Source organism: Proteus vulgaris (assembly GCF_033708015.1).
GTDB lineage: Bacteria > Pseudomonadota > Gammaproteobacteria > Enterobacterales > Enterobacteriaceae > Proteus.
The window spans coordinates 2188939-2214610 of record NZ_CP137920.1; the positions used below are offsets into that span (position 1 = coordinate 2188939).

The window sequence follows — 25672 nt, forward strand, 5'->3', positions numbered from 1 at the left end:
TTATATCCTTGCTAATATGTCGTTTTGCTCAGAAGGTAAATCGTTCATTAGGTCGATTTTGAGTGTAGCTATGTCGCCATCGACTGGATTAAAGGCTTCCCACTTAGGAGTGAATATTAATAAACCAGTCTCATATGGGGTCAAGTATGTTTCCCATTGCTGCCTTAGAGCCGTATCACCATTTGCATTCAGACTTTCGATAATTTTTCTACCAAATTTGACATGTTCAATGACTGAGTCGTAACGGTGTTTAAGTATTTTGAAAGTAAGTCCTGCATTGAAGTCTCCATGCGCAAACTTGATGGCATCAAAAATGTACTCTGGAATAGCTACTTTAAAGTCAACCACTTTACCTAGCGTAAGAGCAAACCAACCTTTACCTTGATAGTTTGCCATAGTTAATGCTCTTGAACCTGAGATAGCAATATCAGTTGAAGATAGTTCAGTTATAGCAGTATTTATCGTAGCTTGTTGAGTGTACACATCTCCAACAATGCTCTTGAGGTAATTGCTGTTGGATGACTGTATAAAATCAACCTCAAACGTATGATCTGCATAAAAAACCGAAATCCAAGGGTTATTTTGACAGAAGTAATCAAGCCTACTTTTACGAGCAAGGCCAGCTTCTTGAGAGCCAAGGGCTTTCTCTTTCTTCTTTTTATCTGAGTCACTATCTGTAGAATAAATCGTTGTATCAAAGAAGGCTTCATCTAGGTCAGTGATAATGCTGCAACGCTTTTTGATTCTTTCATTATCAAATAACATTGCAATATTCTCGAAACCAGTACTTCTGATGTTGACTAGAGTGATACCAACTTCATCTAAGCTCAATCCTAAAACTTTTTTCATTAAAATAGGAATAAGGATCTCTTCGGCATCTCCTTCGACTAAAACAACACTTCGGGCAAATAGTAAGTTACTACGGATGGCATCAAGGTAACGTTGAACGAATCCCACTTTCTCGTCACTAAGCCCTACGGAAGGTTGAAATACTTCGCAAATACTATCAACAAAACCTATAATATTCATACTCTTAATATTACTCACTTCTGATATGTGAGATGAGTGAGTTGAATATATTATCTGAGTGTTTTCATAGTTAATGTTGTCGAAAAGTGATTTTTGAATGTGGGTGTGGATGTGTGCTTCTGGTTCTTCAATTAGTAAAAAGTTAGCAATAGATTGATTTGCTTTTTGGTATTTGAATTCTAGTAGCTTTAGTGTGAGAAAAAGTAGGTTAGCACCGCCTAAACTCATTTCATGTATGGTCCCCTCGTAACCATCATTTGACTCTGCGACAAAGAGTTTTAATGATTGAAATAACTGATCAGACTCGTTACTCAAACTAGAGCGAATAGAGATTGAATTAGGTGAATATGTATCTCCTACTGTATCACTAATAGTAGTTACAATATCATCACGAACGTCACAAATGTCTGATAGAGCTTCAATCTCATTATTTAATGTCTCAATTAAATCTGCAATAGGCTGGAAATCAGTTTGATTAATATTTCCGGATTTACCCTTTAATAGTGTGAGCAAAGGATTGGTTCTATTGCTATGGAAATCCGATACTACATCCCTTAGTGCTTTAATAAAGGTAAATGAAACTTCATTCGGCATATTGAGAATGTTCGGCAACCGTATACCAATGTCAGGGTTATTTAATACCCTAGGAAAATCGACTCTCTCGAAGTCTCCAACTATACTTTTGTATACAACTGGGTCATTGAAATCAGCGATACTTTTGCCAGTAAGGACGGTTTCATAATCATCAATAGTTATACAATCCAAATACCTTTCTAGAGCAACTATATCCCCTATTGTAAGTTGTGCCAGTGCTTGACGGATGTTTGCTTTAGGTCTGAAAATCAGATTGTATGTTGCTCTAGTAACAACTTCATCCTCCGCATTCCCTGCACCATGAAGAAATAAAGACTGACTAGCTTCATCACTAGCAATGTCATTAAACTCAATACTAATAACGATCCAGTGACCACGCCAATCACCTAATGTCCTACAAAAGTCGCCTTCAGCAAGCTTAGTTGCCGAGCGAGGCATTGAATTATCAAGCAGCAATCTCATCGCTCGGAATAAGTTAGTCTTACCAGAACCATTCTCGCCAATAATTGTATTTATTCCCTTATTAAATAGAAACTTTACGTTTTTAAAATTTCTGTAATTTACTAGAGAGAGCTTTGTGATGTGCATACGTCCTCTGGAATCTGATTACATTATATTTCTAGAAAAATATTGAACTGATATATGCCTATTTACTTATTGACTCTAAAGCAGCACTCATTATTTCCGAGTAACACAGGCACTTAACGTCCAACAGCCGCCGCTTGTTATGCTTGGCCTTTTGCAATAGCCAAAACATGGTCAATATTGTCAATTAGCTCTGCGTTTATAGCAGAAAATTGGCTATCTAGCGGCTGCTTTAGTTCTTTATTAGTGCCGAAATCATCTTTATTCGCAGTAAAGAATATGAGCTTCTTAGAAAATCCAGAAGCCCTTAATTTTTGGCCAAGCTCCAGAAAACACTCAACAATCTCACAATCTTTTGGTTCAGGTTTTCCCTTTCTGGCTGGTGCCTCATTTTTTCTAACTCTCTGCATTGCTCGCAATGTGTGAGCATCTTTTCTCTCTAACGAAAGGCATGTATCTAAGACTGTTTTAGAAAGTGATCGTATATGCGCAGAGATATTTAAAGATGATATTTTCTGTGGCAAAGAGTAAGAAGCATTAAGTAGAGTATTACTAACCGTGAGCATAGATGAAATATTACGATCTATTTTTAAGACTTCTCTCTCCATAGTTGCAATTACAGAATCTATATTATCGTTCCATTCTTCCCTTACATTTTGGCTTGTAGTTAGCCAAATATCATTCCCATGCAGCTTGCTAAGTTCGAGTGCTGAAATAGCGTACCTCTCAGATAAACTGTTCATGTGTAATGAATTGATGATATTAAGAATGGAGCAGGTATCAATGAAGAGTACAGGACTCTCTTTTTGCATAATGTCATTACAAATATCACTAACACTTCTACACATGGCTTATCCCTCCATGTGTTTAATAAGATCTCTGCCAAACTCAAATTCAATTATAAGACCCAATGCAATTTCTTCGCTCCAACCTTGTTGCTGTAACAAACGCTTTAGGTTACCTGTGTCAATATCAATTTTTGAATTACATGCTGCGACAATAAATTCAAGCCATCTATTCCTGTCCGATGGATGCGCACTCCCAGTTGATTTATTGGCACAATTAGAAAATGTCTTTAATAATTTAGCGGGAATTTCTCCAACAATATCTTCATCCTTCAGCTCACCAGTGCTTATTTCAACAGTAATATCGTGCTGAGCGGATAAAGGCATCAAACAGCTTTCGTAGAAGTCTGTAATTATTTCATTATATTCTTCATAACTTAGCTGTCCTGTCTCTATCGGCACAACGTTAGGGATATACCATGAATTGCCATCTTTTTGAAAAATGCTCAGACCCGCAGCAGGTAATGCTGAATCGCCTTCTCGCTGAAAACAAAAAGCAACTTCACCAAGATACTTAGAGTTCTCTTCGTTTTCGTAAGCTCGCTTCCAAGGCTTTTTCAGCTCATTCGTTACATCTCTTATATAGTCAATAATCCCCACATCCCCAACTCTGATAAATACGTCTTTAAATGTTTTCATAACAATCCTCGATTTCAAAATCTGGGATATTGCCCATCGGGAAGAATAACAGTGTCTTTTCAGCAGACATTGTCTATATAATATTTTCATAAAATACAGACACCATGCAGCGACATACTGTTCTATTGGTCTTATATTTCCTTGCACTCACAAATTTCAGAACATATCTGTATAGTCATAAGTGCTCAACTAAGCTCATAGTCTACTATCAGAGAAAGTTGGTCAAGAATATGACATGAGAAAGTGGTTAGGAGTCTCAAACTAAACGATTTTGGGGCAGAAGAGAGCCAGAGTAACATTTCGGATCGGCTGCATCGTGATTTGAATTTGGCGAGTTGAGTCCAGAGTAGTGCAATTCAACTGTATTTTCTCAGACTTGATCTGATGGCTTTCACTGGCAGCATACAATCAAATCTGACAGTCTGCTTTGAGAGAGAAGCGGGAGTTTGCGTATTCAACAGTGTTACAGTTGACATTGCTTTGACCGAAAGGTTAGAAGTCACTCAATAAGGTACGCAGGCTCTTGAAAACTTCTTCATGAGGATTTTCAACAATATATTCCTTTAACTTCCTTACTTGTGCCATTAGAGCCACAGTGTCATCCTCGTCAGGCGTAATACCATAAGGCTCGCTTGATTCGAACACACCATCTACTCGGCGGAAGAACACTCTTAACGCTTGCATTATCAATTTCGTCGATAACGGATGAATGTTTTCATAATTTTGATAACCCGTGCTTGCACCTTTTTGCTTTGCCGAATGATGGAAACCAATAGTATTTCTGATTATTGTAAGTGGCTTTTCGATTTTTTCCCATTGCTCCAAAACCAAATCCCTAGCCCCATGCGCATCTGGTGGAAGGTGAGGTAAAATTTCCTCAGTTATTTTTCTGAAGTTGACAGCACTAGGATCAAAGAGACTAAAGATAAATGAGTAGTAAGCAATAAGTAATGTATGAGTAGTCTGGAACACAATAATGTCATTGAGACATGTTTTATCATTTCCTGCAAGTACTTCCCTATTAAGGAAAGTATTATATGCCACCCTCATCTCGATCGTTCGAGAAAAACGATGCCTTAGCATCTGAAGAGCTTCAGGCTCAACTAGCTTAGTCATATATACTCCTAACGTTTACAAATCACATTCCCGCATAAACCAACTTCACTCGAATTTTATCAAGTTTATACAATACTGAAAAATCCAAGTTTTCATCAAGTGATAATAAAAATATGCACACAAAAAAGTACTCGCAATAGCTATGAGTAACTTTACTACCAATTCTGGTACAGAACGCCCATTTAATTAAGTATGATCCTGTGCAGTTAAGATTATACAAGCTATTTCCCCCAAATTAATTTTAGCTTCGATTCACGACTAACCGCTATGCTTCAACACTATCTCCAAATACTCGTGCTGCCAATCACCATCAGACAGCTTATGCAAGCTCACAAATCCATCATGTTCTAATGCACAAACACCGCTGTGTGAACTCACATAATCATAGACTGCACGGCTTTCTAGTCCTTGAATCATATGGGCAAGCAACTTTCGCTTCATCTTTTTACTATCTTTAGTCCATTTTTTCCACTCACCGCTATGTAACTTCCTCCACGTTGTGTTAAATGGATGTCCTACCGCATTTGTAACACATAACCCATATCCGTTTTTCTTTCCTGTATTTAGATACTCGTCAAGAAGCAGGTTTAAACTGTTACAAAGTTCTTTTGTTTCTAATTCCCAATGTTTCAGCATTTCTGATACATAATCGTCGGAATAAAGCTTTTTTAGCTTTTTCACCATATTCCCCTTAGGCGAAAAATTAACTATTCCAGCATTAAATATAGTGCCGTAGCGGATAGTTTTAACGAGCGCATCATCTACCCCTAGCGTATCTTTGATAAAGTCGGTTTCTAATACAGATAGTGAATCGGTGCTAATGCCATATTTCTTGAATTCTTGCTCTAAGATAGCTAACTGACACCCTTTAATATCATAATTGTACCCGTTGGCTAAACATGCCCATTTCATCTTGCTGGGTAAATATTGAAAGCCTGTACCTATCTCAAAAGAACGGCTTCCCACTTTGGCGGTTTTATACGCTTGTCGATATTCAATAATCAATGGCGTTTTGCTAATTATCTTGACGCCCACCTCCATCAAATGAGAGATAAAATTAAAATAAAAGCTCTTATTCTTTGCGGTAGGATGGTCATTACAATATGCTTGTAGTTTATCAAGGTTGATAGGTAATGCTTCGAGTTGTTGATACGCACTGATAATACGCTGTCTAAAATTGTCATTTTCAATCGCTAGTTTATGCTTAGGCGGCTTTACGTTGTAAGAGCTTTTTAACATCAGTTTATACAGTGTTTCGGGTTTCTTACGTTTATCAAAAATATTCGTCAAATAGGTATAGCGATCTGTACGTTTAAGATAATCCTTTCGTTTACCGGGAAATAAGGCTTTAAGGACACTTTTAGATAAAGCAAATTCTCGGCACTTATGGGTTCCATAGCTATGTTGGATAATTTTAATAATTTTAGCTTGTTCTAAGCACTCTAAACCGCGTTCTAAGCCTAAATCACGACTTTGCTTAAAAATCATAGGGAATTTCTCTTTCCCTAGTTCAGCAGGAAATGGCACAGAGTACGTCCATTTTTTATTTCCTTTAAACCTCGCTTTTTTCTTCGTATTTTTGCTAACTGTCGCACTGCAGATAATATGCTGTAAGAACAAAGCAATTGCACGGTGATATTTAGATTTTTGACGTTGATCGACGGTCTTATCAAAGGGAACACTCAAAACAATCGCTTTATAGGCTTCAACTGTAGCTTCTGTGACAAGAATGTTATCTTCGGTGATATATGCTGTCATTTCAATTTACCATGTTGTTAATAGTAAATTGAATTACGCAAATGCATTTTTAATGGGGGTTACCGCTAACCCCATTTTTTAGTAGGTGATTAGAAAAACCGAGAAAGCGTCAAATACCCGTGCCAGCTACTCAAAACGATCCGTTAAGACGAACAACTCGCGGTCTAGGCGAAAATAGCTACCCCCCAATATCCCACGCTATAGCCATATATAGATAACGTTATTATTCATAGCCATTATGCTTATGATGCTTGCTAAAACTTGCTGTTATGCTGGTAACCAGCATTGATATATACATATATTATTATGTTGAGTCGCCACACAATACCGCCGCAGCGACCCAACACCATTACCCGTGATACAGGCTACTAATAACCGTGTTTGCGAGCCCACTTTTCACGCAAACTCTTCTGCCAAAGAGCATCATTGCCAAGAATGCCGAGCTTCTCAACCAATAAATGAAAGTCGTACCAAATTTCATCTTTATCGAAAAGATCAACTTGATTGTTTTTCAATCTATTATCTAGACGTTTTAAGATCTTTTTAGCCTCCTTTGGGTTGGTTTTATTCACATAATCGCGTAGCTCAGGTAATATCATGCCCGACAGTAACAACTCCCAATCTAAATCCCCTTCTTTGGTACACAGTGGCTTTTTATAGAACCCAATACGTTCCAGCAAATTGTGAAGATTGCGAATATCTCGTAATAATAGCGCTTTACATCTCGGTTTATAACGAACTTCTAAGCGCAGGAAGCGGCGGTAATCCTGTATTTCGCGCCAATTAGTGATTATCAGTTGTAGATCTTTATCATGTAAAGTGTCTAAGTCATCACCAACATCCAGCTTCTCATAGCAAGAGGCGTGATACTCTGATTTATTGCTACCAAGCCGTTGCCCTTGAAACTCTCCTTCACTTGAGTAACGTTCGCCACAACATGCCCCCTTAAAACCAATATGATAGTCTGAGAGACGCATATCATATATGTCTAAAGCATAATCAATGCGAGTCACCCATGCGCTTTTCAATATTTTATACAGATACTTACCTAGGCGCTTCTTCTTTCCTAAATAAAGAACTAATTTATTAATATCATCAACAGTAAAATGTTGAGGACTAAATTCAAACCTAACAGCACCTCTTCCTTGATATTTATCTGTTTTCTTAAAATCCATTTCCGTCGGCTTATAATAGATCATAAATGCTTGCTTCGGATTATATTTGTTTTTCACCTTAACTTGATAGCGATAAAGTTTCTTAATATATTTACTTTTCGTTTTTCTTCTTCTAATTGAATAAAAACGACTGCCTTTCATCTTATTTAATCTATCGAACAATTCATCGGTATCATCAATTTCAAGATCACCTACAATACTAAGTTTATCTATTCTATGCATCATTTCGTAATGACCTAATTCATGAGGAATAGCAATTGATTTCTTCAAATTATCAATATTAGGTTTAAGGGTAGACATAGCTACCCCCATCACTTACTTGAATATTATTATTCTCTATATAATCATATAAAGGGGTTATAACAGGCTTATAGATCCACATAGTTATTGCCCCCTTTTTTCACACACTCGTCGATCCACTTCTGCACTTCACTAGCTTTCCAACGAGCAGTACGCCCTGATACAGTCAAAGAATATTGCGCAGGGAACCCCCCTGCACGGATCCAGCGGTAAATTGTCGCGCGTGAGACCTGGGTGATTTCTAAAACCTGTTTCATTGTTAAAAAGTGTTCGTGTTGCATGAGACATAACTCCTGTCAGTTTATGGAGTTACTCTTTACAATCACTCAGAACGGCTATTTTGTGATAGTCACAACAACAAAAAAGCAGATTAAGTGACGGTCACAGTGATTTTCTTGACTAAACCTGCTAAAATTCTTTAAAATATTAGTGACGGTCACACATAAAAATCACCGTGATGTATGACCGTCACAATTATTGGGTGTTTTTACTAAACTCATGAGAACTACATGACTGTCACAAAATGGAGCATCTAATGTCTGGAAAAATAGGTCAGAGAAAGAAGATAGAACAAGAAAATAAAAAGGAAGATAATTGCAAAAGGGCAAAAACAAGCAGAGAGAATAGACTGAAAAAATTAGGCGCACCATTCACCATTAACATGCATGATAAAAATAAAACAAGATTGAGAGAAATCTGTGTTCATTTTGGTCATGATGACATGATGGAAAGAGAAAAAGCCACAGGACGAATTTTCAGCCAAACAATTATGAATGTTATCGATTATTATTATATTACCGCAGTTATTGAGTCTAAAAATGACAATGCAAAATTATTAATAAATACGTTTAAAACCATTTGGAAAGAATGTGTTTTAAACAAAAACATTTTCATTCTTAAAAACGAATTTGAAACACTTCCTGATAATAAAGAAAAGAAAATAATCGAAGGAGAACTAAAATCAATTGCCAAATCCATGACTAAAACAAAGTGTTTCATTCCTCCCTATATATTCAATAATAATTTTGATGAAAGAAATATTACAACATGGACACCGTTAGATATTTTATATTTGCTAGATACTCAATCGGTCATTAATAAACTTAAAAAGTTAAATACATTGAAAAAATAACCTATTTATAAAGGTGATATTTCAACAAAATAAACAGATTCACTATACAACCGCCGTACTTTGTTACCTCTTAATCCATAGCTGGTGCGGCTCACTTTCTCTTGCTGGTGGCTATCAAAGAAATAGAGATATTCACTGTCCATATGCTCCACCAGCGACCAATGCCACTGATCACCCAGAAGAATAAGCCGACGTGACGTTGTATGAGCGCTTAGGAAAGCCTCGCATGCAGACAATATTTTTTGTGTTGTAAGTCCATCTTTGTAACGAAATGGCGTGGTGACGCGTAGAGGGGCTTGTGATGGGTATTTTGAGGTTAGGCGCTTAATCAAGTAATCCATCTCAGGAACATCAATACCTTGGGTTAAACACTTGTACAGTGACCAGTATTGACTGTATTCACGCAGAAGATAGTTAAATAATGGGCGGGACTTAATGCGGTCTCCATAGAACCATGTACCCATATTGACCAGACTGTAAATCCCACAGAGGCAATCTAAATCCCCTTGCTTGGACGGTATCAACATCAACTCAAACCTTCTATTGATTGTACTGTACTTAATGAGATCACCAGCGCTGGTATTATTTTTACTTAATTAGTGAGTTTCCCACTGAATACTGACTTCGTAACATTTCATTTTGTGGTATTGAATAAAATTGCGTTGCCACAGTTCAAACAGTGCTCCACCCTCTTCTTCATCAATATCCCCCATCATAAAATGATAGATATAACCCTGCGACCAACAAATATCGAGTTCCTTTTCAAGCTCAGGATAATAGCTCCCCATGAATGAAAAATCTGTCACATAATCAAACTGCCATTGCTCATGCAGCCGAAACAAGCGTATTTCAACAGGATGGAAGCCGCCTGTTTCAGCACTATACAATGGGTCTCGAAAATTCATTGTAACCGCCCGAACAGTGGTTAAATCAATCGCTGAGTTAACAACTGAATTGTCCAGTTCATGTAATAACAATTGGCTAAATACTTGTGCGACAGGCAAGTGTAGCCCTGACTGATGAATAGTCATATAAAGTTGCCTTTAAATAAAAAAGTGGAAATAAACTGTATAAGCACAACCCAATCATATTTTGGACAATAGTGCCATGCTAATATTTTACCATAATCACTAGCAAAGTAAAGTATTTTATTGTTTATAATCAGATAGTTACTGAATTTAGCCATCATTGCTATTTTGATATACGTACAGTGATTTTTATTGAAATGAAGACACTATCAACGTTCGCGTTAGCCCAAAACGTAAAATATCCGTACATCAGATTTATTTGAAACTACCCACTACCCAAAGAATCTCCTATCCCCCTTTATCCTCGCGTTATATCCGGACGTTTATGACAATCCTCCTCAAATTTTCAACTCACATAAGAATCTCAATAATCCATGACCGATCGTTTTTAACGATCGATAAATCATTATTGATAGGCGTAATTGATTTTAACAATCGTTTTGATCATATTGATAGATAAAACAGATCATATTTTGTAAACTTGTGTTTGATAGGTTCACACGTTGTAGCCCTTTTTAATTAAAATTTTTGTTATTTTGTTCTACAAAAGGTTATCAAGTGAACCTAATAATCGATGTAACCGCCTATTTTAACAGGCGCTTATCCATTTTTTTCATCAATTAATAAAGATGTCATTATGAAAAAACAATTAAATACAAACTATCGTCTTGTCTGGAGCGCTGTCCAAAACGCGTTGATTGCCGTCTCTGAACTAACCCATGCAAAAGGTAAGAAAACAGCGGGTATCATCGCACTTTCAGCATTATCATCACTGGCTTCAATACCTGCCTTTGCCAATGATAGCCGTTGTGTCAATGGCACAACAGTGACCGATAATTGCACCGTTGAGGCTGGGGAAACAGTGTCAAATATGACCGTTAAGGAAAATGGCAATTTACGAGTAAACGGTGAATCAAATAATACCGTTTTAACAGGACAGAAAAATCCAACCGGTTCAGGGTCGTCATTTGATGATGGAAGTCGGTATGATTCAGCGACAGAATGGGTTTATGGCACGGCGACGGGCACCATCATCAATGCAGGTGGGATCCAAAAGGTCGACGGTGGTACAGCCGACCAATCAAAAGTCAATTATCACGGTGTATTAGAAGTTAACAACGGGGGCACAATCACTAATTCAACAGTAGGCTCTAATGATGCCGTTGATGGGTTAAAAACCGATGAAGCCTATATTTCTGTTATCGGTAATGGTAGTTCAGCTAAGAACACCCATATTAACAATGGTGGCGTTCTGAGTGCGTCAGAAGGAGCTATCGTCACGGATACAACCATCAATGCCGGAGGGCGTCTAGAACTTTCAGTGGATAATGACCTCGATAACAACGAGTTTAGGACGAATGCAGGCATAACTACAGCTAATGGTGTAACAATTAATAAAGATGGCATACTGGCGCTTGATAAGGATACAAAAGCAACCGATGTGGCCGTCAATGAAGGCGGCACCCTATGGGCTGAAAATGGCGCTATTCTTGAAAATATAACGACCGTTGGAGGAGAAACTAAAGTTCAAAATGCCACACTCACTGGTAGCAACGTCTTTAATCAGCAAGGAACATTGACCGTCTCAGGGGATGTATCTGCGGAAATCATTGAGTTGTATGATGCCAATATTCAATTTGAGGGGGCGTCTGTTTCACAAGCCTCTTATCGCCGTAACACACCAGAGTTCAATGCGGGGCATCTTACCGTGAAAGAACTGAAAGGTGAAGGTGACAATAACAACATTACTCTGCGTATAGATGCCACATCGGGAGAGCATGACACATTACAAGTGACTGACGCTATTGACGGGCATTTTAATGTCAATATTAACAGTCAAGGTAAAGAAATAAACACATCGGCGTTAGATTCAAGTTTCATTGAAGCAAAAGGCAGTGATGCTCATACGTTCTCTGGTGATACTGATATTGGCGCTTACAACTATTCGCTTTACCAAGATGGCGATGACTGGCGGCTCCAACGCAGCGGCAATTTATCGGCATCTTCGAGCAATGCCATGATGCTCGCAAACGTCACACCAACAATTTGGGCGAGCGAATTATCCGTCTTACGCAACCGCCTAGGCGAACTCCACGCAGATTCTGAACAAAATGGTGTGTGGCTGAAATACATAACTGCCCGTAACCGCGTTAATAATAACCAGACAAGCTACAAACAGGACATGAACGGGTTTGTCCTCGGCGGCGATCGACAGCTTGATGTAACTAATGGAAAACTGTTCCTCGGCAGTCAGTTCGGTTATTCCTACTCATCTCTTGATGCAGCAAGCAGCGACGGACAAGTCAAAAGTTACAGTTTAGGCCTCTATGCGACATGGTTACACAATAGCGGCTACTACGTCGATGGCGTACTCAAAGGAAATCGATTCTTTAGTGAGAATAATGCACGCTTCAATCAAGGTACATCGAAAGCCAATGATGCGACCAATGGAATTGGATTCTCTCTTGAAGGAGGGAAACATATTAATATCAATACGTACCAAATTGAACCTTATGTTCAACTCGCTGGATTCCAAGGACAAAAAACACACTACACGTTTGATAATGATCTTCATGTTAATGCGAATGCAACCCGCTCTTTAAAAGCTGAGATAGGTACAACATTGGGTAAAGAATTTACACTACCTAATGGCGGTAATGCAAAACCTTATATTCGTCTGGCGGCAAGCCAAGAGTTTATCAAAAATAATGATGTCACTATCAATAATACCGAACGCTTTACCAATGATATGTCTGGCTTAACGGGGAAATATGGTATTGGTATGAATACAAACATTGTTAAAGATCTGGACATGTATGGTGAATTTAATTATGCCAAAGGCAACAAGCTTGAAACACCGTACAGTGGCACTGTGGGGATAAGATACAGTTTCTAACCTTTTCACTTAGCCCTCGACTATCAGTTTGAGGGCTTATTTAAACCACTTCCACCATGCGATATTAAAAATCAGTCTTTAGATGACTTTTTATCTCAATTGCTCCCTTTGGCGTGATTAAACAACGTTGATGATTTTTTTATGGCGGAGAATATTGATGTGGAAAGTGAATGAAAGAATAGAAACATCAAATGGTAAAATGCCAACCTAATAATAGGCTGGCATAGCAATTAACCGTTGAGTAACGTAACAACAAAACTTTTTTTATCATCCGCGAGCTGCACGGAATAAATTACCGTGACAGAGCCTGCTTTCCCCGTTGCTTCGGCAGCACAGAGATAAACGCCTCGTTGCGTATTTTGACGTTGCGTTCGCACATTCTCAAGCTGCTCATACATCGCCCAACCGACATGTTGATTGACCACTTGTAACGCTAATGCTTTTGCACCATCACTGTTACAATTAACGGTGCTCTCATTACATCCCGTTAAACCAACCATCGCCGTTAATACGCTTAATTTCATCCACTGGTTAAGTTTCATTTTTACATTGTCACCTTACAGCAGAAAATTTACGGTTATTCCTGCTAATATATCGAGTGCAATCACAACCAACGCCGCGTAATACCAAGCACGACGATTCGGTATTTTCACGATAAAGTAAAAACAGCAAACATCCCAAATAAGAATCAATGCTTCTACTTTATTCAATGTCACCTTTTTAGTAATAAAAAATTCAACGATATTTAAGAATAAAATCGGTAAAAACCAAAATAGCCAAAAGGTTTTAGCTAATCCAAAGCCACCGTTGAGCAAACGCTGTTTAAATAAAGCCGGATCATTTAATCCTTTCGCTTCGTTTTCTTCTCGAATTTTTTGCAATTTATTTTTGATAGACATGACTGTTCCTTCAATTAAATGAATTAAGGTTTTTTTCCATGATGTTGACGCCAGAATGGGTGCAATGCCTTACCGATAGGCAAGGGTAAATATTTAGACTATTTCAATTACCGTCCATGATTATTAGAGGGTGGCTTGTTGATGTAACGACTCGGCCATATTGTTTCGGGAGCCGTGCCAATCACATCCGCAATGATCTGTTCAGCTCTTGGGTACGCTCGCTCTAGCGCATTATTTAACGTCCGAGAAGAAAGACCATGCTCACGAGATAATTGCGCTAGTGTGACCCCTTTTTTATGCAAAGCCGCCACAATATCCGCACGGTGCCAATCCGCAGCGCTTCCTTTTCGGGGCTTTTTTTGAGATGCTACAGGGTTAGACATAGTAATAACTCCACTGTTTAATTCCTCGTCTATTAAAAACCAATTAAAGGGAATTATCAATAGATATCCTTATGATTTTAACATCTTTCTAGTGCGGTTATTTTATCCTTTTGATATGTATGGGATTTATAAAAATCATGACTGATAAAAAACAACTAACTGAAATGGATAATGCGCCCAAGCTCTGGTTTACCAGTGGGGAGCTAGCTGCTATAGGAAAAGAAAAAGCAGACGATCCAACACGTTACCCTGAATATAAAGATATGGATATCCCTACCACCGCGAAAGGCGTTAGAGTCCGTCTAGAGTCAATCACAGCCCTTCATCCCCACTTTCGCAAGAAGAACCCTAATAAGCGCGGCGACCTCTATCATATTGATGCATTTAAGGTGATCCTAAACACGGATGAAAAAGAGCTCATCAAGCAAAACACACTATCTTCTGAAAGTGCAGATCTTAACCTTTTACTTGAAATCTACAAATCACTGTCAGTTGAGAAAAGAAAAGCGTTATTAAAAAATGCACTCACAATGAAACAGGAAGAATTAGATTAGTATCTTTTGATATCTTTTGTTATTTTAATAACTGTATTTTCGTCACTGACTCAGAGGCACTATGCAGTTATCTCACCACAACATGCTAGACAGCAGCTATGACCCATTAACGGCTAAAGCTATTGATTATGTCATTCTCATTAACAGAGCATCACCGAGGCGTTTACAGCGCTATTTTCGGATAGGATTTCACCGTGCTGAGCGTATTATTCATCAACTGGAGTATTTGGGTGTGATTACGCCCTTGAACCAGTATGATTATCGTGAAGTACTCGGATACCCAACTCACTGCGGCTCTTTTGATGCATCGGCCTTTACAGCACCTATTGAGACATCACAAACACCGTTATTCACTGATTCACCACTAGATACGCAATCACTCGAATACCGCTGCCTAATACAAGCTATCGTCTGGCAACGGATCGTGGTTTGGGTCGAGGAAATCGAAATTGAAGGTGGAACGGCTAATATATTGAAATCCGCTTCGCCGTTTGAGTACTTAATTGAACCCCACAATGATGAAATTTATCAAGATGCACTCCGCAACAACGCTGGCTCTTACCGTTTCCTTGCCACACTGCGCCCTGAAACCCCATTGGATGTGCTACGACAACATGGACGCATTAGCTATCAGCCCTGCTGGAAGCTACCCCGTATAGCACAGGAAGAGTGGCAAGGTTTATGGGTGCCGAATGAGGCTGGCTGGGAAAGCCTATCTGAGGAAAATATTCATCAGCAAAGAGGAATTGGTGAGTGGCCTGATTTACCCCATAAAAGCATGAAACCCTTGGTGCATGGGCTGCAAGAAGATGGAGGAGATTATTTGCGGTACTTAATTTATTGGAAAATGAGCATCAAATATAGGCTACAGACTAATCTTAATAAAAAATAAGTGTCACTATATCTATGATAATATCATAACCCCATTTATTACCTTATAAAAAGGAATAGTATATGAAAGAAGAACATGAAAAAATAATTAAGAAACTCGAAAAGTTCGATGAGAAAGGGATCAAAAAACTAAATGAAATTGATGATTCACAACTTGGTAAGATATTAAAATTATCAGTATTAAACAATAAAAGTATTATTATTCATGACATAAAGAAAAGGCAGGTAAGAGATAATTTTTTTGAAAATCTTATTGCTGAAATACCTAATGATATTTATAAGAAAGATATAATCAAAACCCTTGATATATTAAAAGGCACTGAAGAAATATATGATAAAATAAAGAATTTCATAAAAAACTCTTACATCTCAAAACATGATATAGAAAAACAAATTTGGGCCCACATAAATAGAGCAGAATCGGAATTTGAATATGCTTATAATGAAGGAAACAAAAATCTTTTGCATACAATAAGTATGAGTGATGGTTTAACTGGTACTTATATTACAGGTGTGGATGGTTCAGTAGCTCATATAGATGTTGCTATAGAAACCTATAATTTTTATCTTTGCATGTATTTGAAAATGTCTGCATATGAAAATAAATTATACGATATAAATGGAACACTTATATTACCTCCTGAAATCACTATCAGTGAAGAATCTATTTTTGAAGCTGGATCAATATTGGCATCATCAATATCGTGGGCTAAATTAGAAGAGTTCTCTAATAAATCTCTTTGCTTTGGAGGAAGTTACACTAAAAGTAAAGTAATATTAGATGAAATAGAAAAAAATGATATTAATTTAGATAGCAATGTTAAAGATAGATACGTACATAAATTCAATATAGAAACAGATAATTATTTAGCATCTGACATCATATCTAATGCAAGATATTTCTTCAAAAAATACCAAAATAATATTGAAATAAACTTTAAAGAAAACATACCTCTCGATATGATAAAAAGTATTGGGCTACAAGATTCTACCGAATTTAGTGCCCTAATGTTTATTCAAAGTACGTTATTCTTGAAAAATGATGTTATCACAAAAAAATATGGTAAATTAACTTTAATTGAATGGATTATTGGGTATAGCGAGCTTAGTAAGTATGCAAAAGAAAACATAAAAACACAAACTTTAATTTTATCAAAAAAAGAAATTTTCAATCTGATAAATAATAGATTAAACTCTTCAGAAAAAACATATTTACTAATAGACTATCTGACTTTTAATAAAAAAAGCAAAGACCTATTTGATTCCCCATTAGTCAAAGTAAAAGGTGGTTTATACTACTTATGTAAACCATCACTAGTTACTATATCAATCGATGAAGCTATTTTATCTACATTTGCAACCTTTAATATAGCTACAGATAAAAAAGGTTATAAATTTGAAGAGTTTATGAATGAAAACCTAGAAAGGTTAAACTTAAATCATTCACCTTTAAAGTTTAAAATCAATGATGAAGAATACGAATATGACTGTATTTTGGTTTTAGATTCTAGAGTTTTTATTCTAGAATATAAAAATAGAACCCCAACTAAAAATTATATAAATAGCATTGTTAATAAAAAATCAGATTTATATGATTATATAGAACAAGTTAAACGCTTAAGAGATGGATTAATTAACAACCCACAGAAATTCAAAGAAAAATTCGATGAAGATCTTGATAATTATGAAATAATCCCTGTAGTTCTATTTAATCATACATTTACACATCCAAAAACAGAGGATAATGTATATATTACAGATAGCTCTATATTTCTTCGATTCTTCAAAAAACCATACATAAGCATGGATATATTGAAAGATGGAAAGGAATACAATATATATAAAAGCGATAAATTTTGGTTAGGAGAATCACCTACTTCAAGTGAACTATTAACCTACATGGAAAATCCACCACAAACAAAGCTATTTATCAATAAGTTAAAATATGATGAAAGATATTATCCTATCGATCATGAGAATATGCTTACAGGTAATGATTTAATCATCTCAAACTTCTTATAATCTTATATAACCAATGAAAGACACGATCGCAACATCATGTCTTTCATATTTTTTAAATATCATATAATTAAAATATCAGCATAACCATACAAATATTATTCACCAAGTAAAACACTCTTAATATTTAAGAACTAGCTGTAATATCTATTTTGTAGATCGAGGATAAATTTATTTATATAATCACTTCAACGTCTCAAGAGAAGTTATCCATATGATCTGCCCATTTCTGCAACCACACCTTACATTCACTCTCATAACCATATAAATCATACGTTCCTTCGATACCACTACGTGAATGCCCAAGTATCGCCTCCCCCACTTCATTGGGGCAACCTAATTTAGCTAGCCCAGTACGTACTGTTCGACGTAAATCATGAGGTGACCAATCAGGGATATCTAGCATCTTGCCTTCTTTGCGTAAACGCCACGCACATTCTGTTAGATATTTTTGTTGAATCGGCAACTTGGTTACTTGAGATGGGAAAAGATATTTATCGGAGTTCATGCGCATTGATTTCAAGTAGGTGACTGCTTGCTCGGGTAATTGCACGTATCGTTCAATTCCTGTCTTGGTTTCTTTCAAATGAATAGTTCCTTTTTCAAGATCCACATCATCCCAAGCCATTGCGCACACTTCACCAGTTCGGCAGCCTGTCCAAAGCGTCAGACGGACTGGTAATATCCGTATCAATAGATAGCAAGCTAATCAAGTTAACTTTACCTATAATGCTCTTTAGCATATTATCTAAAAAGGAAAATATAACTTTATGCCACTTTATAATAGTCATTGCGAAGTAAATTTATTGTATGGAATTGTTTAATTTTAACAATAATACGCTATTTTATCAGACACCTTGTTCTAAATGAGTACACCGCTGAGTACAAAATCAATAACACAAAATTAAATCAATAAAAATCAAATAAATACACCCCGAATTAGGGTTTAATGTGTAACGACTTATATTAAATCTCATTACTAAACCCACGGTCATTCGTGGGTTTTTTATATTTTTTATACTCACGCACAACTCATTTTATCCATTCAAATAACGCAACAGTAAAACCATCAACCTAACGCTTTATAACTATCACCCTTACCACACATTACATAAAAATATTTTATCAATAAAAATATACCCTATTAAATTATTTTTTAATTAATAAATCACATTAATTAAACAACCACAAAACAATAAGATACATTTAAACTTTAAATAAAGAATTATCACCCTCACACTTAATTACAATTAAAACATTTGAAATATTTATGGATTGATACAATACTTAATTTGACGTTCCGTTTATGATTGTTACTAATAAAATAAAGGAATTGCTTTACCATGAATAAAAATTTTCAATCTAATGTGCGAGATAATAGTGATATAAAACACAATAAAAGTCATCCTTGCCAATGTGGGCAGGAAATAATAACTAACATAAACAATTATATTAATAATCATCCCGAATGTACTATTTATCAAAATTCATTAATGAGTAGTTTAATTGCGGGTGTATATGATAGCGATGTTACTATTGCTGATTTATTAAAGCATGGTGATTTTGGTTTGGGGACTTTCGAGCAACTTGATGGTGAACTCGTTGCATTCGACAATAATGTTTTTCAATTACGCTCCGATGGGAGTGCTCGTGAAGCTTTACATTCTCAAAAATCCCCTTTTGCTGTAATGACATTTTTTAATTGTGATATTGAACATCACTTTTCTTATGGTGCATCACAAAAAGAAATACATAATATCATTAATCAGTATGTTCCTTCCGACAATCTATTTTGTGCAATCAGAATTGAAGGTGAATTTGAATTAGTTAAAACACGCACGGTTCCTCGTCAAGAGCCTCCCTACTTACCCATGTTAGACGCTATCGAAGATCAGCCTCTTTTCACATTTCATCATGAAACAGGGATTATTGCAGGTTTTCGTTCCCCACAATTTACTCAAGGGATCAATGTTGCTGGTTTTCATGAACATTATATTAATCAACAACGTCAAGGTGGAGGTCATGTTCTTGATTACTACTTAAAAAAAGGAATATTAAAAATCGGTATTATTTCCCGCTTTACCATTGACTTACCCAATCAATCATCTTTTCTTCAAGCTAACTTAATGCCAGACAACCTCCATCAGGCAATAGAACAAGCCGAAAATTAATTTAAAAACGGCTTCACTTTATTCTCAATCCAATTTTTTATTCACTTGCAAAATCAAAGAAGGTTATATGAATACTCCTCATTGGAAATGTGGTGCAGATTTAGTTGTCAAACAATTAGAACGACACGGCATAAAACAAGTATTTGGTATTCCGGGTGCGAAAATTGATCGTGTATTTGATTCTCTTGTTGATTCTAGTATTGAAACAGTGGTTGTTCGTCATGAAGCTAACGCGGCATTTATGGCTGCTGCCGTTGGACGTTTAACTGGTAAAGCGGGCGTTGCTATCGCAACATCAGGGCCGGGTTGTTCTAATCTTACAACGGGCATCGCAACAGCAACGTCAGAAGGTGATCCATTAGTTGCATTGGGAGGCTCAGTAAAATCCTCTGATAGATTAAAATTAGTTCATCAAAGCATGGATACCGTTACCATGTTTAATCCTATCACTAAATTTTGTGCTGAAATTGACTCCTCAAAATCAATTTCTGAAACCATGGCGAATGCCTTTCGTCATGCGGAATCTGGAAGACCCGGTGCGGCTTTTTTAACTTTTCCAATGGATATTTTAAATAATGAAGTTAATAGCCCAATATTAGTCCCAAAATCAAAATCCAATATTGGTAGTGCAAATAATGAAGCTATTCAAGAAGCCGTTAAATTGCTATTGAATGCTAAAAGTGCGGTTATTTTATTAGGACTACAAGCGAGTTATCCTGAAAATGCATTAGCATTACAAAAGTTACTTGATATTTGCCCTCTACCGATTGTAGGTACTTATCAATCAGCTGGAGCAATTGCTCAACGCCATTTTTCTTTATTTGCTGGTCGTATTGGTTTATTTAACAATCAGCCCGGTGATGAATTATTATCTCACGCTGATTTAGTCATTACTTTAGGTTATAGCCCTATCGAATATGAACCTTCATTGTGGAATCACAATAACGCTAATATCATTCATATTGATGAAATTCCAGCTGAAATCGATTTAGCTTACTGCCCTGATTTAGAATTAACAGGAAATATCAAATTAACGATTGATAATTTAACTCAATATTTTTCTAAACAATCGGCATCTCAAATGACACTCTCAAATAATACTCATCAGATTTTAGAAAAAATTCGTCACCAAAGAGAAGCTCTGCAACAAAACAGTTATTTTCGTCATGGTTCTCCGATTCATCCTTTAACCATCATTTATGAGATGCAAAATATTATTGATAACGATGTAACACTCTGTATTGATATGGGAAGTTTTCATATATGGCTTGCACGTTATCTATACAGTTTTAAAGCAAGACAAATGTTAATTTCTAATGGACAACAAACTATGGGCGTTGCATTACCTTGGGGAATTGGCGCTTCTTTTGTTCGACCTTCAGATAAAATTATTTCTGTTTCTGGTGATGGTGGCTTTATGCAATCGTCCATGGAATTAGAAACTGCCGTTCGGTTAAATACAAATATCTTGCATATTATCTGGGTAGATAACGCTTACAATATGGTAGAAATGCAAGAGCAAGAAAAATATGGTCGTTATTCTGGCGTAAAATTTGGTGCAATTGATTTTAAACGTTACGCTGAATCTTTTGGAGCTAAAGGATTTTATGTTGAATGTGCTTCTCAATTACGTACCGTTTTATACGAAGCAATGGCTGTGACGGGTCCTGCGGTTCTTGCTATTCCTGTCGATTATAGTGATAACGCTAAATTGATGGAACACATTGATTATAATTTGATTATTTAGTCTATTCTAAACTAATCACATAAAAGCCCTCAGTAATATAAAATACTATTGAGGGCTTTCTCATATAGCCTTACTGTTTATTTTAATTTAAATATTCAACAACACAAGCTTCAATATTTTTACACTCACACTCTGGTAAATTCATTTTCCTGATCGGGTATTCATCTCTACAAGTTCGCCATCAAACGGTAATAAAGTCTATTCTGTATTTCTGCTAGCGCTACCTGATATAGAGCCAATCGTTTCTATCTAGAAAGAAAACCCTGAAATAACAGCGATTAACAAAATAAACATAATCATATTGATTATTTCACAAGAAATAATCAATATTTTACTTGTTTGATTTAAGTATCTATTCCCTTATTAATCTATTCCATGAATAATAAAGCGGAGATATTCTAGATTTAACGAAAATCTATCAATACCTATTTCGTGAATAAATTCAAATCCTTATTAATCTTCAGGATAATACCATGCTACAATCGCCTCCTCTTTCTTCTCATGCCCGCTTTATTGCACTTCGTCTTCACCCTAATGAGGATGTGATCATCGCATTACGACAGATTATTAAAGAAAAAAAACTGAAATCGGCATTTATTGCAGGTTGTGTGGGAAGTTTAACAAATGTGGTATTACGTTTTGCAGGACGTGAAGATAATCGCTATCTTACCGGTCAATTTGAGATTGTTTCACTTATTGGAACATTAGATGAGCAAGGTGAACATTTACATTTAGCTGTCTCAGATGAAAATGGATTAATGTGTGGTGGACATATGATGCCAGGTTGTACAGTGCGCACGACGCTAGAACTCGTTATTGGTGAGTTAGAGCAAGTGACTTTTAGCCGTCAGCCTTGTGAACACTCTGGTTATGAGGAGTTGGTCATCACACCGCGGCAATAACCTTATTCTAGAAAGAACGTTATTGACGCAAAATAATAAAACCAATAGTCACTATCCTTTGTAAAGGTTTTTAAACTATGTCTACAACTCCTCTAATTTCGAGCCGTACGCTTGTGCTCATTGTTGTTTCTATTGCAATTAATATGATCGGTGGTCAAATCACCTCAATGGTCAAACTTCCTATCTTTTTAGACTCTATTGGTACGCTTATCTGCGCCTTATTAGGCGGTCCATGGGTTGCATTATTTACGGGATTATTAACCAACCTCTTGTGGGGATTAATAAGTGGCCCAATGGCTGCTGCATTTGCACCGGTTGCTATGATGATAGGATTGAGTGCAGGTTTATTAGCGCGTGCTGGTGGTTTTCGTTCATTAATTCGTGTTATTGGCTCAGGTATTATTATTACTTTAGCATTAACGATTGTCGCCGTTCCAATTCGTACTTATTTATTTGGTGGCGCAACAGGTAGCGGTGCGGATTTCTTTGTTGCTTATTTCCATGCAGTGGGTGAAGGGCTTATTGAGTCTGTTGCCATTACTGTATTAGGCGTCAATCTCGCAGATAAAATCTTATCAGCAATTATCGCTTGGTTATTAGTACGTCAGTTACCACAACGAACACAACGTAATTTCCCAGCGATTGCCAAGGTTCGTTGACAATGCATCCATTTACCTCATTAGCATTATGGCTTGGGTTAAGTGCTAGTGTGCTTTTTTTATCATTAGGTTTACCACTGCTGATAATCAGCAGTGGTATTTTTATTAGCTTATTGATTTGGAAAGCATCTCGCTGGCGTTGGCGTTTTATTGCTTGGTTGATGATCCCCATGGCAATCGGATTATGGTTAGTCCATAGTGGCTGGTTAGCTTATTGGTTAACAGGTGAACCTTTAAATACCAGTAAGCAAACTATGGCAATAACACTATGGCTAAGATTATTAGCAATAATAAGTGGCGCTCAATTGTGGTTGCAATACACGTCAACAGAACAATTTATTAGAGCGTTATTTGCTAGCCGTTTACCCATGAGTCTTTCCTATTTATTAGCAGGACCTTTGTTACTTGTAGAACAATTGCGCCAACAATTACACAATATAAAAGAAGCACAATTAGCACGAGGTGTCCCCCTTGATGGATCATTCTGGCAACGACTCATCACATTACCCGCGATTATTCTGCCTCTTATTAGTCATGTATTAAGTGATTTAACCATTCGAAGCGCTGCATTAGATATGCGAGGGTTTCGTATTATGGCAAAACGTACCACGCTTTCATCTCCTACCGATTCACCACTACAAAAAATGTTACGCTATCTTATTTTACTGCTTATCTTTGTTGAAGGAGCTATTTGGCTATGGTACTAAGTCTTCAGCAATTTAGTTTTACCCCTAAAGACAACACACAGCCTATTCTTGGTCCTATTGATCTCCAATTAAAACAAGGGGAATGGCTTGTTGTTTTGGGCGGTAATGGTAGTGGAAAAAGTCTTCTAGCCCAATTACTCGCAGGTTGGTATCCCGATTTATTAACAGGCTCGGTACAAGGCTTAGGTAGAGTACAAAACATTGCTCTGGATAAAAGCCGATTAGTGTCGCTAGCTCCAGGGCGACAACTTATTCAACAATCACCACAATTACAACTATCAGGATGTGCCTTCACCGTAGAGCAAGAAATTGCCTTTGGCCCCGAAAATTTGGGGTTGAGCGATAATGAAATTCAATTCCGAGTAAAAGAAGCCATGGCATTAACGCAATGTGAATACTTACGTTTTCGCTCCCCTTCAACCCTTTCTGGCGGAGAGGCTCAACGTGTTGTGATTGCCAGTGCACTTGCTATGCGCCCTAAGTTATTACTACTTGATGAAGCATTTAGTCGTTTAACACCCAATGCAACAGAGCAATTACAACAGCGCATTAAACAGTATGCACAAGCGTGTCAATGTAGTGTGATTATTTTTGAACGCAACCTATTGCCCGCAATAACGCTTAGTGAACAATTTTTATTGTTAGAAGCAGGAAAAACAAAAGCAGCAGGTAGCTTAGAAGATATATTTCCTTTCTTATTTACAACCATTAATGCTCCAGATGCATGGCAAGCTTTAAATTGGTTAATTGAAAATCATCATTGGAATAAGAATATTGTGAATAATGATAAAGCCTTGCTTAATGCGTTTAAGGAATTTTATGTTACAGCTCAATAATGTCACTTATCGCTGGAGCAATGATGTTCCACCTTGTATTTCTCAATTATCATTAAGGTTAAATCAAGGAGAATGGATAGCCTTAGTCGGTGATAATGGTGCCGGTAAATCCACCTTATTACGTTTAATTGCAGGATTGTTAACGCCTAATGAAGGTGAGATAAAACTGAATAATCAGCCATTATCTCAAATGAAAGCCGAGCAGCGCGCCCAATATATTGGTGTATTATTCCAAGAGCCTGAACGACAAATATTTCATAACACCGTAGAAAAAGAAGTCTCTTTTGGTCTGAAACAACGCAAATTTTCTAAAGAAGAGATTAAAAAACGAGTAGATGAAACATTAGTACTTTGTGGTTTAAGTGATGTCGCAGATGTTCATCCTTTAGATCTACATGCAGGGCAACGCAGAATGGTTGCTGTTGCCAGTTTGAGTATTCTATCACCTCAAATATTACTGCTTGATGAACCGACTCGCGATTTCGACGCACATTGGTTAGCTTGTTTTGAGAACTGGCTTCAGGTACAAAAAACAGCAGGCACTTCGGTTCTTGCTATTAGTCATGATCTTGATTTTACGGCACGCCATTTTCAGCGAGTTATCCATTTATCTTCAGGCAAATTAATTGCTGATGGCGCGCCTGAAAATGTATTAATGAGCTCAACTCTGCAATCTCTTTCAGATATACCTGCGCCTACGTTATACTCATTAAGCCAAAAATTAAAATTACCGATTAAAAACTCTCCCATTGAATGGGCTACAATGCTCATTGAAATGAATAAAAATCATAAAATTAACTCATAATA

Annotated in this window: 24 protein-coding genes and 1 pseudogene; 12 read left to right on the plus strand and 13 right to left on the minus strand. The window is 36.8% G+C overall.

Annotated elements, in window-relative coordinates; genetic code table 11:
• The 7 genes from SB028_RS10410 to SB028_RS10440 all read right to left on the minus strand — a co-directional run bounded on the left by SB028_RS10410 (position 1) and on the right by SB028_RS10440 (position 8322).
• On the minus strand, positions 1 to 2211 hold the full coding sequence (locus SB028_RS10410) for an AAA family ATPase (RefSeq protein ID WP_163761947.1): 2211 nt from the start codon (positions 2209 to 2211) through the stop codon (positions 1 to 3).
• Positions 2212 to 2348: 137 nt separating this feature from the next.
• Positions 2349 to 3056 carry a PIN domain-containing protein gene (locus SB028_RS10415; RefSeq protein WP_231039576.1) on the minus strand — a complete coding sequence of 236 codons (708 nt, stop codon included), beginning with the start codon at positions 3054 to 3056 and terminating at the stop codon, positions 2349 to 2351.
• Positions 3057 to 3059: 3 nt separating this feature from the next.
• Positions 3060 to 3692 (minus strand): hypothetical protein, encoded by a 633-nt coding sequence (locus tag SB028_RS10420; RefSeq protein WP_281110844.1) that lies wholly within the window; start codon positions 3690 to 3692, stop codon positions 3060 to 3062.
• 492 nt (positions 3693 to 4184) lie between these two features.
• Entirely contained in the window at positions 4185 to 4808 is a 624-nt protein-coding gene (locus SB028_RS10425) for a hypothetical protein (protein WP_163761945.1), read from the minus strand.
• A gap of 258 nt (positions 4809 to 5066) precedes the next feature.
• Positions 5067 to 6566: a hypothetical protein gene (locus SB028_RS10430; protein WP_281110843.1), complete on the minus strand. Its 1500-nt coding sequence runs from the start codon at positions 6564 to 6566 to the stop codon at positions 5067 to 5069.
• A 368-nt stretch (positions 6567 to 6934) separates the two neighbouring features.
• Positions 6935 to 8041, minus strand: a complete 1107-nt coding sequence (locus SB028_RS10435) for a hypothetical protein (RefSeq protein ID WP_281110842.1) — start codon at positions 8039 to 8041, stop codon at positions 6935 to 6937.
• Between the two features lie 68 nt (positions 8042 to 8109).
• On the minus strand, positions 8110 to 8322 hold the full coding sequence (locus tag SB028_RS10440) for a helix-turn-helix transcriptional regulator (RefSeq protein ID WP_272524065.1): 213 nt from the start codon (positions 8320 to 8322) through the stop codon (positions 8110 to 8112).
• Positions 8323 to 8576: 254 nt separating this feature from the next.
• Here SB028_RS10440 and SB028_RS10445 point away from each other — a divergent pair, with 254 nt between their 5' ends.
• On the plus strand, positions 8577 to 9173 hold the full coding sequence (locus SB028_RS10445) for a hypothetical protein (protein WP_115166750.1): 597 nt from the start codon (positions 8577 to 8579) through the stop codon (positions 9171 to 9173).
• A gap of 5 nt (positions 9174 to 9178) precedes the next feature.
• Here the strand turns inward: SB028_RS10445 and SB028_RS10450 are convergent, their stop codons facing one another.
• Positions 9179 to 9700 carry a hypothetical protein gene (locus tag SB028_RS10450; RefSeq protein WP_281110840.1) on the minus strand — a complete coding sequence of 174 codons (522 nt, stop codon included), beginning with the start codon at positions 9698 to 9700 and terminating at the stop codon, positions 9179 to 9181.
• 69 nt (positions 9701 to 9769) lie between these two features.
• Entirely contained in the window at positions 9770 to 10204 is a 435-nt protein-coding gene (locus SB028_RS10455) for a DUF2787 family protein (RefSeq protein ID WP_281110839.1), read from the minus strand.
• A gap of 634 nt (positions 10205 to 10838) precedes the next feature.
• Between SB028_RS10455 and SB028_RS10460 the strand changes: the two genes are divergently transcribed.
• Positions 10839 to 13097: an autotransporter outer membrane beta-barrel domain-containing protein gene (locus tag SB028_RS10460; RefSeq protein WP_281110838.1), complete on the plus strand. Its 2259-nt coding sequence runs from the start codon at positions 10839 to 10841 to the stop codon at positions 13095 to 13097.
• A gap of 230 nt (positions 13098 to 13327) precedes the next feature.
• Here the strand turns inward: SB028_RS10460 and SB028_RS10465 are convergent, their stop codons facing one another.
• The 3 genes from SB028_RS10465 to SB028_RS10475 all read right to left on the minus strand — a co-directional run bounded on the left by SB028_RS10465 (position 13328) and on the right by SB028_RS10475 (position 14379).
• Positions 13328 to 13639, minus strand: a complete 312-nt coding sequence (locus SB028_RS10465) for a hypothetical protein (RefSeq protein WP_281110837.1) — start codon at positions 13637 to 13639, stop codon at positions 13328 to 13330.
• A gap of 15 nt (positions 13640 to 13654) precedes the next feature.
• On the minus strand, positions 13655 to 13996 hold the full coding sequence (locus SB028_RS10470) for a hypothetical protein (protein ID WP_281110836.1): 342 nt from the start codon (positions 13994 to 13996) through the stop codon (positions 13655 to 13657).
• A 107-nt stretch (positions 13997 to 14103) separates the two neighbouring features.
• Positions 14104 to 14379: a helix-turn-helix domain-containing protein gene (locus SB028_RS10475; RefSeq protein ID WP_001967176.1), complete on the minus strand. Its 276-nt coding sequence runs from the start codon at positions 14377 to 14379 to the stop codon at positions 14104 to 14106.
• Between the two features lie 137 nt (positions 14380 to 14516).
• On the opposite strand from SB028_RS10475, the gene SB028_RS10480 reads away from it, so the two are divergent.
• The 3 genes from SB028_RS10480 to SB028_RS10490 all read left to right on the plus strand — a co-directional run bounded on the left by SB028_RS10480 (position 14517) and on the right by SB028_RS10490 (position 17846).
• Entirely contained in the window at positions 14517 to 14933 is a 417-nt protein-coding gene (locus SB028_RS10480; RefSeq protein ID WP_001967075.1) for a hypothetical protein, read from the plus strand.
• A gap of 61 nt (positions 14934 to 14994) precedes the next feature.
• Positions 14995 to 15825: a DNA translocase FtsK gene (locus SB028_RS10485; RefSeq protein WP_281110835.1), complete on the plus strand. Its 831-nt coding sequence runs from the start codon at positions 14995 to 14997 to the stop codon at positions 15823 to 15825.
• A gap of 62 nt (positions 15826 to 15887) precedes the next feature.
• Positions 15888 to 17846: a nuclease-related domain-containing protein gene (locus SB028_RS10490; RefSeq protein ID WP_318859373.1), complete on the plus strand. Its 1959-nt coding sequence runs from the start codon at positions 15888 to 15890 to the stop codon at positions 17844 to 17846.
• Positions 17847 to 18039: 193 nt separating this feature from the next.
• Here SB028_RS10490 and SB028_RS10495 read toward each other — a convergent pair.
• Positions 18040 to 18519, minus strand: a pseudogene (locus tag SB028_RS10495) (site-specific integrase); the annotation flags it as partial.
• A 667-nt stretch (positions 18520 to 19186) separates the two neighbouring features.
• Here SB028_RS10495 and budA point away from each other — a divergent pair.
• The 7 genes from budA to SB028_RS10530 all read left to right on the plus strand — a co-directional run bounded on the left by budA (position 19187) and on the right by SB028_RS10530 (position 25670).
• Entirely contained in the window at positions 19187 to 20014 is an 828-nt protein-coding gene (gene budA, locus SB028_RS10500; RefSeq protein WP_069369043.1) for an acetolactate decarboxylase, read from the plus strand.
• Positions 20015 to 20081: 67 nt separating this feature from the next.
• Entirely contained in the window at positions 20082 to 21761 is a 1680-nt protein-coding gene (gene alsS, locus SB028_RS10505) for an acetolactate synthase AlsS (RefSeq protein WP_069730302.1), read from the plus strand.
• Between the two features lie 473 nt (positions 21762 to 22234).
• Positions 22235 to 22663 (plus strand): PPC domain-containing DNA-binding protein, encoded by a 429-nt coding sequence (locus SB028_RS10510; protein WP_069369042.1) that lies wholly within the window; start codon positions 22235 to 22237, stop codon positions 22661 to 22663.
• 77 nt (positions 22664 to 22740) lie between these two features.
• Positions 22741 to 23322 (plus strand): ECF transporter S component, encoded by a 582-nt coding sequence (locus SB028_RS10515; RefSeq protein ID WP_069369041.1) that lies wholly within the window; start codon positions 22741 to 22743, stop codon positions 23320 to 23322.
• 2 nt (positions 23323 to 23324) lie between these two features.
• Entirely contained in the window at positions 23325 to 24029 is a 705-nt protein-coding gene (locus tag SB028_RS10520) for an energy-coupling factor transporter transmembrane component T (RefSeq protein WP_069369040.1), read from the plus strand.
• Entirely contained in the window at positions 24020 to 24865 is an 846-nt protein-coding gene (locus SB028_RS10525; RefSeq protein WP_069369039.1) for an energy-coupling factor ABC transporter ATP-binding protein, read from the plus strand. The genes SB028_RS10520 and SB028_RS10525 overlap by 10 nt, the downstream gene beginning before the upstream one ends.
• Positions 24849 to 25670 carry an energy-coupling factor ABC transporter ATP-binding protein gene (locus SB028_RS10530; protein WP_069369038.1) on the plus strand — a complete coding sequence of 274 codons (822 nt, stop codon included), beginning with the start codon at positions 24849 to 24851 and terminating at the stop codon, positions 25668 to 25670. The genes SB028_RS10525 and SB028_RS10530 overlap by 17 nt, the downstream gene beginning before the upstream one ends.
• Positions 25671 to 25672 lie beyond the last annotated feature (2 nt).

Bases quoted from the DNA above. Each gene is read 5' to 3' on its own strand.
- SB028_RS10410 (WP_163761947.1), bottom strand. From the start codon at position 2,211: ATGCACATCACAAAGCTCTCTCTAGTAAATTACAGAAATTTTAAAAAC.
- SB028_RS10415 (WP_231039576.1), bottom strand. From the start codon at position 3,056: ATGTGTAGAAGTGTTAGTGATATTTGTAATGACATTATGCAAAAAGAG.
- SB028_RS10420 (WP_281110844.1), bottom strand. From the start codon at position 3,692: ATGAAAACATTTAAAGACGTATTTATCAGAGTTGGGGATGTGGGGATT.
- SB028_RS10425 (WP_163761945.1), bottom strand. From the start codon at position 4,808: ATGACTAAGCTAGTTGAGCCTGAAGCTCTTCAGATGCTAAGGCATCGT.
- SB028_RS10430 (WP_281110843.1), bottom strand. From the start codon at position 6,566: ATGACAGCATATATCACCGAAGATAACATTCTTGTCACAGAAGCTACA.
- SB028_RS10435 (WP_281110842.1), bottom strand. From the start codon at position 8,041: ATGTCTACCCTTAAACCTAATATTGATAATTTGAAGAAATCAATTGCT.
- SB028_RS10440 (WP_272524065.1), bottom strand. From the start codon at position 8,322: ATGCAACACGAACACTTTTTAACAATGAAACAGGTTTTAGAAATCACC.
- SB028_RS10445 (WP_115166750.1), top strand. From the start codon at position 8,577: ATGTCTGGAAAAATAGGTCAGAGAAAGAAGATAGAACAAGAAAATAAA.
- SB028_RS10450 (WP_281110840.1), bottom strand. From the start codon at position 9,700: ATGTTGATACCGTCCAAGCAAGGGGATTTAGATTGCCTCTGTGGGATT.
- SB028_RS10455 (WP_281110839.1), bottom strand. From the start codon at position 10,204: ATGACTATTCATCAGTCAGGGCTACACTTGCCTGTCGCACAAGTATTT.
- SB028_RS10460 (WP_281110838.1), top strand. From the start codon at position 10,839: ATGAAAAAACAATTAAATACAAACTATCGTCTTGTCTGGAGCGCTGTC.
- SB028_RS10465 (WP_281110837.1), bottom strand. From the start codon at position 13,639: ATGAAACTTAACCAGTGGATGAAATTAAGCGTATTAACGGCGATGGTT.
- SB028_RS10470 (WP_281110836.1), bottom strand. From the start codon at position 13,996: ATGTCTATCAAAAATAAATTGCAAAAAATTCGAGAAGAAAACGAAGCG.
- SB028_RS10475 (WP_001967176.1), bottom strand. From the start codon at position 14,379: ATGTCTAACCCTGTAGCATCTCAAAAAAAGCCCCGAAAAGGAAGCGCT.
- SB028_RS10480 (WP_001967075.1), top strand. From the start codon at position 14,517: ATGACTGATAAAAAACAACTAACTGAAATGGATAATGCGCCCAAGCTC.
- SB028_RS10485 (WP_281110835.1), top strand. From the start codon at position 14,995: ATGCAGTTATCTCACCACAACATGCTAGACAGCAGCTATGACCCATTA.
- SB028_RS10490 (WP_318859373.1), top strand. From the start codon at position 15,888: ATGAAAGAAGAACATGAAAAAATAATTAAGAAACTCGAAAAGTTCGAT.
- budA (WP_069369043.1), top strand. From the start codon at position 19,187: ATGAATAAAAATTTTCAATCTAATGTGCGAGATAATAGTGATATAAAA.
- alsS (WP_069730302.1), top strand. From the start codon at position 20,082: ATGAATACTCCTCATTGGAAATGTGGTGCAGATTTAGTTGTCAAACAA.
- SB028_RS10510 (WP_069369042.1), top strand. From the start codon at position 22,235: ATGCTACAATCGCCTCCTCTTTCTTCTCATGCCCGCTTTATTGCACTT.
- SB028_RS10515 (WP_069369041.1), top strand. From the start codon at position 22,741: ATGTCTACAACTCCTCTAATTTCGAGCCGTACGCTTGTGCTCATTGTT.
- SB028_RS10520 (WP_069369040.1), top strand. From the start codon at position 23,325: ATGCATCCATTTACCTCATTAGCATTATGGCTTGGGTTAAGTGCTAGT.
- SB028_RS10525 (WP_069369039.1), top strand. From the start codon at position 24,020: ATGGTACTAAGTCTTCAGCAATTTAGTTTTACCCCTAAAGACAACACA.
- SB028_RS10530 (WP_069369038.1), top strand. From the start codon at position 24,849: ATGTTACAGCTCAATAATGTCACTTATCGCTGGAGCAATGATGTTCCA.